The organism is Acinetobacter lactucae (assembly GCF_013344765.1).
GTDB classification, from domain to species: domain Bacteria; phylum Pseudomonadota; class Gammaproteobacteria; order Pseudomonadales; family Moraxellaceae; genus Acinetobacter; species Acinetobacter lactucae_A.
Map to the genome: position 1 here is coordinate 1 of NZ_JABVBF010000135.1, position 9,338 is coordinate 9,338.

7 protein-coding genes are annotated in these 9,338 nt (G+C 37.3%); 4 read left to right on the plus strand and 3 right to left on the minus strand.

Annotated features, from left to right (window positions below):
• Positions 1–194: 194 nt before the first annotated feature.
• From cydB to HUN22_RS12835, 3 genes are all read right to left on the minus strand, one after another.
• Positions 195–1,199, minus strand: a complete 1,005-nt coding sequence (gene cydB, locus HUN22_RS12825; protein ID WP_017816568.1) for a cytochrome d ubiquinol oxidase subunit II — start codon at positions 1,197–1,199, stop codon at positions 195–197.
• A complete protein-coding gene (locus HUN22_RS12830; protein WP_086399734.1) occupies positions 1,196–2,629 on the minus strand; it encodes a cytochrome ubiquinol oxidase subunit I in 1,434 nt (477 codons plus the stop codon). The genes cydB and HUN22_RS12830 overlap by 4 nt, the downstream gene beginning before the upstream one ends.
• Before the next feature lie 157 nt (positions 2,630–2,786).
• On the minus strand, positions 2,787–3,233 hold the full coding sequence (locus tag HUN22_RS12835; protein WP_031959690.1) for a DUF2946 domain-containing protein: 447 nt from the start codon (positions 3,231–3,233) through the stop codon (positions 2,787–2,789).
• A gap of 327 nt (positions 3,234–3,560) precedes the next feature.
• Here HUN22_RS12835 and HUN22_RS12840 point away from each other — a divergent pair, with 327 nt between their 5' ends.
• The 4 genes from HUN22_RS12840 (at position 3,561) to HUN22_RS12855 (ending at position 8,970) form a co-directional block, all read left to right on the plus strand.
• Positions 3,561–3,971 (plus strand): DUF2946 family protein, encoded by a 411-nt coding sequence (locus HUN22_RS12840; protein WP_086399736.1) that lies wholly within the window; start codon positions 3,561–3,563, stop codon positions 3,969–3,971.
• Between the two features lie 72 nt (positions 3,972–4,043).
• Positions 4,044–6,323 (plus strand): TonB-dependent receptor, encoded by a 2,280-nt coding sequence (locus tag HUN22_RS12845; RefSeq protein WP_174729978.1) that lies wholly within the window; start codon positions 4,044–4,046, stop codon positions 6,321–6,323.
• 39 nt (positions 6,324–6,362) lie between these two features.
• Positions 6,363–8,468 carry a TonB-dependent receptor gene (locus HUN22_RS12850; RefSeq protein WP_174729981.1) on the plus strand — a complete coding sequence of 702 codons (2,106 nt, stop codon included), beginning with the start codon at positions 6,363–6,365 and terminating at the stop codon, positions 8,466–8,468.
• Positions 8,469–8,514: 46 nt separating this feature from the next.
• The gene (locus HUN22_RS12855) at positions 8,515–8,970 is read left to right on the plus strand and encodes a copper resistance protein NlpE N-terminal domain-containing protein (protein ID WP_078221201.1); all 456 of its coding nucleotides are present in this window, start codon (positions 8,515–8,517) and stop codon (positions 8,968–8,970) included.
• The last annotated feature ends 368 nt before the right edge of the window (positions 8,971–9,338 follow it).

The window sequence follows — 9,338 nt, forward strand, 5'->3', positions numbered from 1 at the left end:
ATTTTACGTATTTCAGAACACTCTATTTATAGAGTCCTGCCAAAAAATAAAGACCATGCTAATGCATGGTCTTCCTTTAATAAGCTAATTGCAGGAGCAATCTAAATATCATTGCGATAAAAAGTAAGCTGAAGAAACCAATAAGCCAAAGTAATATAAACCATTGTGATTGAGATAATCTCATCGAATTTCTCCTAATGATAACCCTCATCGCCAACACGTACTTTATCCCTAAATACCCAATATGCCATGATGGTGTAGATAATGATAATTGGGATTAGAATCAATGCACCGATCAGTGCAAATAGTTGACTATTGGCTGGAGCAGCTGCATCCCAAATCGTAATAGAAGGTGGAATAACATAAGGGAAAATACTGATCAGAAAACCTGTATAGGCTAAGAACACTAATGCCAAGGTATATAAAAAAGGCATAGACTCCTGATGTTTTTGACAAGCTCGAATCGTTAAAAAGGTGAAAACCACTACTAGAATTGGAACTGGACTGAAATATAAAAGTTGAGGTGGATTAAACCAACGTTCAGCAATTATTGGATGTGCCATTGGTGTGTATATACTTACCGCTATAAAAATCAGTAACAGTACTATGATTAGCCTTGGCATTAAACGATACATAGTGCTTTGTAATACATCATCCGTTTTCATGATAAGCCAGCCACAGCCGAGTGCAGCATAAACAACTACCACACCTACACCTGTGAACAGTGAAAATGGTGTTAACCAGTCTAAACCACCACCTGCATAACGCCCATCGACAATATGTATACCCTGAATATAAGCACCAAGAATCACACCTTGTAAAAAGCTAGATAATACTGATCCACCTATGAATGCTGCATCCCATAAGGGCTTGCTACGATTTGCTTTGAAACGAAATTCAAAAGCAACGCCCCGAAAAATCAATGCAATAACCATCAAAATAATTGGTAAATAAAGTGCTGATAAAACTGCGGAATAGACTATAGGGAATGCTGCAAACAACCCAGCACCACCAAGTACCATCCATGTTTCATTACCATCCCAGACAGGCGCAACGGTATTCATCATCACATCTCGTTCTTGCTGATTTTTGATGAATGGAAACAAAATGCCAATACCGAGATCAAAACCATCAAGTACAACATAAATGAAAACGCCAATGGCAATAATTACAATCCAGATTAAAGATAAATCAATCATGAAGAAGCTCCTTGATTTTTATCATCAAGATATTCATCTGCTGCACTGAGTGGGCGCATAGGTGTTTTAAAATGACCAACACCGCCAATTTCATCTTGTTGGCTATAAATAAATTCAGGGCCTTTAAGCATAAGTTTCAGCATGTAATAAATACCAATACCAAAAACGATGCAATACACCACTACAAAGATAATCAGAGTTAAGCCCACTTGCTCGGCTGAAACAGGGGAAAGAGCATCTTTTGTACGCATAACGCCGTAGACTACCCATGGTTGACGGCCTACTTCTGTGGTAAACCAACCTGCAAGTAATGCAATAAAACCTGATGGACCCATCAATAATGCGAAGCGATGAAACCATTTACTTTCAAACAGTTTTCCTGTTTTTCTCAACCAGACTCCTGTAAATGCCAGTAATAGCATCAACATGCCTAAACCAACCATGATACGGAAACTCCAAAAAACCACAGTTGAATTAGGACGATCTTCAGGTGCGAAGTCTTTTAAGCCTTTTACTGAGCCATCCATTGAGTGCGTAAGAATAAGGCTTCCTAGATTTGGAATTGCAATTGCATATTTGGTACGTTCTTCTTGCATATTAGGAATACCAAATAAATACAATGGCATACCTTCATCATAATTGGTCTCCCAGTGTCCCTCCATAGCTGCAATTTTTGCAGGCTGATGCTCGAGCGTATTTAAACCATGTGCATCACCAACAAAGACCTGTAAGGGGGCTAAAATCAAAATAAGCCAAAGTGCCATCGAAAATGACTTTTTGACCAGCTCATCCCGACGGCCTTTTAGTAAATGCCAAGCTGCGGTAGCTGCTACAAGTAAAGCTGCAACCATAAAAGCAGCAATTGCCATATGAGCAAGCCGATAAGGGAAAGACGGATTAAAGACAATTGCAAACCAGTCTTGTGGAACGATAATGCCATTTTCAATTGTGAATCCTTGAGGAGTTTGCATCCAACTGTTTGAAGACAAAATCCAGAACATTGAAATACAGGTACCAATTGCAACCATTAGGGTGGCAAAGAAGTGGGCTTTTTTACCAACACGCCCCCAACCAAACAGCATAATGCCTAGAAATCCTGCTTCTAGAAAAAAGGCACTCAGTACTTCATACGTGAGCAATGGACCCGTAACGCCTCCTGCAAAGCGGGAAAACTCACTCCAGTTGGTGCCAAATTGATAACTCATCACCACCCCTGAGACGACACCCATCCCAAAGGCAACAGCGAAGATTTTGACCCAATATTTAAATAGGTCCTGATAGATTGGATTATTTGTACGCAACCAACGCCATTCTAAAACTGCTAAAAAACTTGCAAGCCCAATCGAAATTGCAGGGAAGATAATGTGAAACGATACGGTAAACGCAAACTGTATTCTTGCCAGTTCAAGTGCTGTTAAACCCAGAGTCATGCGAGCACCTCATCTTCTTTTTGCTGATGAGCTAGACTTATAGCTGTAGTCATTTCTACCCTTTTAAGAGTATGAAAATAAAGAAAAAACATAATGATAATCTCTTGAAAATATTAATTTTTCAAAACTAAAGTTTTGAGCTTCAAGTGAAAGATCATCAAAGAGGAGGGGCACGCCCTTGCGGAATTAGAAAGAGCTGCTGGAGCTGAAAGAAAACGTGAAAATAGTTTTCAATAAAAGCGAGAAACCGTACCTGAATTCGAATAAGAATTTGTTTTAGATCAATGTCAGGTAAGGGTACAACATGGCTGTATACCACACAGTACTGACACTGATGTCCTGCATCATGGTGATGGTGGCTTGCTGTAATGTCAGATGAGGAAGCGTGTGCTGCATGTTGCATGTGATGAGACATGCTGTGCGGCTGCTGTGATGTACTATGATGATCGTGACTAGGGGAGGCAACAGAATGAGGAAGTTGCAATGCTTGGGCAATAGTCTCACATACTGGAGAAATTTGATATTTCTCTGGCAGTAATGGCTGTAAGAACACAGCGATTTGTAACAAGACTGCATATAATCCTAGCAATCTTCCAAAAACCATCAACACCCAATTGATCTCTTTCTGGAAATCGGTTGCGCCTTACTATAACAAAAATCTGATTATCTCAAAATTATAATTGATATTTTTTATAAGTTGAGATTTTCTATCAATTGAAAATGAAGAGCTACAAACTATTTTAATAGGAGGACGGATTAAACTTCTTATTTTTATTTAAGATTTATTAGAAGATCGTTGTGTCTATAGTGAGACAAACCTCTAAGTATGGTGTAACACTAACAATTGCTTACATTGTAAGGGGTGTGTTAAATTGCCATCGTCTCAATATTGAAAAAGCTTATTTTGAGAGTTGCTCTAGTCCTTGCCCTCATGGCAATGTTTCTGCAATCCGTTGTATTTATACAACCATTATTGCCAGCACAATACCGTATTGCGCTGGTCTGTGTCTCTATTTCCGATGCTTTTTCAAATACTATAACTGCTGCTCAACAACATAATTCTCATCATTTATCTGATCATTCAGATCGGCATCATATGATGCATGAAGATCAAAAAATCTATAAAGAGCAAAGTGCTCACCAACATGATATTGGACATGAATGTCCATTTTGTACGGTATTTGCCAATTTAACTACGGGTTTAGACTTTAGTCTTGAAGAGGTCTTCGACCGTCTTTATGTTCGAATGTTGGCATTTGAACGTAATTTTCAGCATATTTATTTTGCTTTACAGCGCTTATATTTATTGCCACAAGGGCGGGCACCTCCTTTATTTGCTTAAATTTCAAATACATTATGTTTTGAGACATCCATTGGGTGTCTTAGCGGAAATTTATGCTTAAAAGGAATTGAAATGTCTCAATTCAAGTTAAACCCATTCTTAAATGGGATCTGTTCTATTGTTTCACCTCATGACGTATCAAGATCAATTTTGATTAATTCTGCTTTGTTTTATCGGCTAGGTTTCACCTTATTGGTTTCGGGATTATTTGGAACCACTACTTTTGCCTCAGATGATTTACAACAAACAGTGCAATTACCAACATTAGTTATCGAAGCACAAAAAGATCTAGATACTGAATCTCTTCATTTAAAACAAGTGAATACAACAGGAAGTCGATTAGGATTAACCTCTCAAGAAACGCCAGCAACAGTTCAAATAATCACTCAAAAAGAAATGCAAGAGAAAGGGTTAAGAACAGTTAAAGAAGCATTTGGGAATGTGACAGGTGCAACCGTTGGAAATGTACCAGGTAATCCGGCAGTTCTGACGATGCGGGGCTTTTCTGGAAATACGAATACTGTTTTACAGGATGGTGTTCGGATTGGTGCTTCTACTTTTGTTACTCGTGATTTAGATGTCTGGAAATATGAAAAAATAGAAGTACTAAAAGGCCCATCATCTGTTTTATTTGGGGAAGGGGCCTTAGGCGGTGCTGTCAATCTTGTGACTAAAAAGCCTAATTTAGAACAGTCAACATTAGAGGGTATGTTGAACTATGGAAGCTTTAATACGGTTAGAGCAGCTATTGGCGGTAATCTTCCTTTAAACGATGAGCTGGCTGTACGTTCGGATATAAGCTATTTAAAGTCAGATAGTTTATTCGATATTGATAACCAAAAAACGGTAAAGTTTGGTGCAGCGGGAAGCTTGCTGTATAAACCAGATGATAATTTATCTATGATTTTTTCGGCAAATTTTGATCATGATAAAGAAACATCTAGCTATAATGGATCTCCTTTAATTTCTGCATCAACTGCAAAAAATCCAAGTTATATTTTGGATAATCCTGATGGTTTAGTGATTGATAAGGCAACACGACATAAAAATTATAATCCAGACGGTGGAGAGTTGAGCGCTGATACCACGACATTGTCATGGGCAACAGACTATCGTTTATCGCCTACATGGGCATTAAATAATATTGCAACTTACTATCATGCAGACCGTAAATATTATTTATCGCCTGAACAAAATTTTGATACTCAAACTGGTCTATTTAAGAGGACTGTACAGCGCTGGAGTCATGATCATGATGTATGGAGCGATCGAGTTAGTCTGAAAAATGATGAGTTAATTGCCGGGAAATATCGTAATCGTTTCAGCGTGGGAAGTGAGTATAGCTATACTGATTTTAGTAGCCCACGACCAAGTGGCAGCTTAGCAGCTGTTGATCCATACAATCCTAATGTCGGAGTGATGCCTTCAGATAGTTGGGAGGGATGGACTAGTTACAATAAATTTGCAACTAAAATTAAAAACTGGGCCATTTTTGCAGAGGATGCTTTTAACATTACACCAGATTGGCTAATTGTTGGGGGCGCAAGATACGAACGTTTAGATATTGAACGTACAGTTAATAATGTACTCACGGACAGCGAGCAGCAATTTAATCCTTCGTTTCATCCTTTTTCTTGGCGTCTAGGTACAGTTTACAATTTAAATCCAAATACCCAGATTTATGGACAATATAGTACAGCTGTTACACCAGTTTCATCATTGCTTGTTATTTCTACGGCGAATGGGAATTTTGATTTATCAAAAGGAAAGTCAGCTGAGCTTGGATTTAAGTCGAGTATATTAGATGGCAGGTTAGATATGATCGGATCTATATACTGGATTGAATTAAACGATATTCTAACCCGTGACCCGAATAATATTAATTTAACTGTTCAAGGTGGACAGCAAGTTTCTAAAGGTGCTGAGTTTACAGCTTCTGCTGCAATTACTTCACAGTTAAAAGCAAATCTGGGTTTATCTTGGGTTGATGCAGAATACAAAGAATTAATAGAAGCTGGTGGTGCTAATCGTTCAGGAAATCAACCTGTGAATGTACCTGAAAAAGTTGCAAATGCTTCTTTGAGTTATCAGTTTAAAACATTACCAATTACTGTGAGTGGCTTTGCAAAACATGCAAGTGGTTTCTATACCGATACTGCTAATACATATTTCGTAAAAGGCTATACGACATATGATGCATCACTTGCGTATGATCTAAAAAATATGACTTTTACGCTCTGGGGAAGAAATTTAACCGATAAGTTTTATGGCGAATACTCTGGTTATTCATCTAAGCAAATTTATATCGGGGCACCAAGAAGTGTTGAGCTTGGCGTGACATTTAAATTTTAAAAGCTAACAAACAGTCTATTCATGAATTCAGAGTCGTATATGTCTAAATTTTTATTTCATCCACTAGCGTGGAGTATTTTTATCATTCAGTGTTCAACAAATGCTGTTGCAGCTGAAAAGCAATTGAATGTAGAGGAAAGCACAGAGCGGTTACCAACGATTACGGTTACTGCTGAGAAACAAGATGAGAGACATACTTCCTCACAGGCGATTACTCAGTTTAATCATGATTTATTGGATGTACCTTTTACAAAATCCCATGTCTCAGAAAAAGATATTCAAAACTATAATGTTCAACGGGTTAATGATGCTTTGGCTTTTGTAAATGGCGTCGTCTATCAAGATAGTTATGGTGGAGGTTTCTGGGATAATTACTCATTTCGTGGATTTAGTACCGATCCTAATATGGGAACGATCTATATGCGTAATGGTTTAAGTTCTGTGAGTGGGATTCATAGCCCACGAGATATGGTAAATATCCAAGCAGTTGATTTCTTAAAAGGTCCAATGGCTGCGATGTATGGTCAGGGAGCAATTGGTGGAATTATGAATATCACCACTAAACAACCTGAATGGCAACGCAAGAGCACTTTAAGTCTTAGCGGTAGTACTTTAGAGGAATATCGACTCTCGGTTGATACAACTGATGCCATTAATGAAGATTTTGCTTATCGTTTAGGTGCTTCTTATGAAGATAATAAAAGTTTTAGAGATCATGTAGATAATCAGCATTATTATCTTGCACCACAATTAGCTTGGAAGATATCAGATCAAACCCAATTAAATCTTGATACGGAGTTTGCTGAATATCAAGGTGTCTTTGACCGAGGTATTCCAATGGTTGATGGCAAAGTTGCTGTAAATAAGAAAACATTCTTGGGTGAACCAAGTGATGGCGATATTAAAATTAAGGATCAGATGTATCAGTTACGTTTGAATCATGAGTTTGACGATAATTGGAATAATACTACAGCTCTTACTTACAGCCATGGAGAGCGTGAAGGTACATCTACCGAAATTGGTTCAATCTCCACAGATGGAAGAACAGCAAATCGTTTCCGTCGAGCTCGTCAATTTGAAACTGACACAATAAATTTTCAGTCAATTTTACGAGGTAAGTTTGATACTGGTTCTCTCAAACATGAGTTAGTAACTAATATAGAAGCTGGGCATTATACGATTGACCAAATTCAGCGAAGAAATGCAGCAGGTACAAATAGTCCGATTGATATTTATAATCCAGTTTATGGCCAAAATATTTTAGCTCTGACACGAGTGACTAAAAATACTAAAGAAACACAAGACATGATCGGTATTAATATTCAGGATCAAGTATTTTTAAATGATCAATGGAATATCTTATTGGGAGGGCGTTTTAACCGCTTAGAACAGCAGATTGATAACCATCAAACGTTAAGTTCTTCACAACAAACATTTACACCGTTTACACCACGAGCCGGTATTAATTTTAAACCAACCGACCGCCTTTCATTTTACAGTAACTGGGGTAAAGGTTTTGAACTTAATACTGGGTTAAACAAAAATAATGAGCTTTATGAACCGGAAAAAACGACCAGTTGGGAACTAGGCACTAAATATCAGTTTTTACCACAGAGTTGGTTAGGTTTAACCTATTTTGATTTAGATAAGCGTCATTTGCTTACAGAAGGCATTACTGATAGTTATGTTGACAATGGTCATGTACAAAGTCAGGGGCTTGAGGTTGAGTTACAACATCAATTTAGTGACCGTCTCCGCGTGAATGCCAACTATACTTATACCGATGCTTCAGTCATTGAAAGTGAAGTGGATAAAAAAGGTTCACGACTTAAAAATATTCCTAAGCACTCAGCTAATTTGAGTGCTGACTATCAAGTGAATATTTTTGGCCATGAAGCAGGGCTAGTCGGAAATATTAACTATTATGGACAGCGTAGTGCGAACTATATTGATAATGGAACAACTTTGCCTGAATTTACTGTAGTGAATATTGGTGGCTATTTACAGATCCGTCCTGATTTACGAGCCCAACTCAATATAGATAATCTTTTCGATAAGGATTATTACGTTGCGAGCTATACTAATTTTTGGGTACAGCCTGGTGAACCATTAAAAGCAACTTTGCGCTTTGATTGGTCTTTCTGATTTTTTGAGTGAAATAGTGAAATTAAACAGATTAAGTTGAACCGTGATGAAGAAAAGATTATTGAGCTCTTTTATTTTTGCTAGCTTAATGATGGGTTGTGACCAACATGATCCAGCTACAAATAATGAGAAAGTCAGTTCAGAAGTAAAAAAACCTTTAGATGCCCAACTTCAAAAATGGGTAGGTCATTATAAAGGAACTCTTCCTTGTGCTGGTTGTGTTACATTCTGCGATGAGTGTAATGGCATGAATGTAGATTTAAATATTCATGCCGATCAAACCTTTCGACTAGAAAGAACCAGTAATAGTGATCACAACAAGCATGAGTTGTATGTTGGAAGTTTTAGCTTCTTAGATAATGGTAAACTAAAAATTCAACTACAGACTGTAAAAGAACGAAATCAGCTAATTTTAGGTAGTGGTTATGTTGAAGTCTTAGAGACTAAGACGGGTTTACCTTATCAGTCCTTTGAAGATTTCCAACTCGATAAACTGACCTAAAAATAACTAAGCACTATAAAAATAGTGCCTAGTTATAGAAAATTAATAAATCCATATATTTAAGTTAGTAGGATTAGATAAATTAATCCTATTGACAAGAAAATAGTTAGTTGATGTTAAGCTGTAACCTCAAGAAACTGTAACCTTTGGAGTTTTTCAAAAGGTTACGTCCTGAAAGCCTTGCCATATAAGGCTGTAACCTCAGTAACCGTTGTAACCTCTAAAATTTAGCTATTTCTTAAATTAAAGTAAAAGTAAGAAGAGAGGTATTGGTACAAAGTCATAGCCAAGGCAGTAGGAATATTTTTGTATCATGACTTGTATCATTTAATTTTTTAAATTTATTAACCATTTAATTATCAATATGT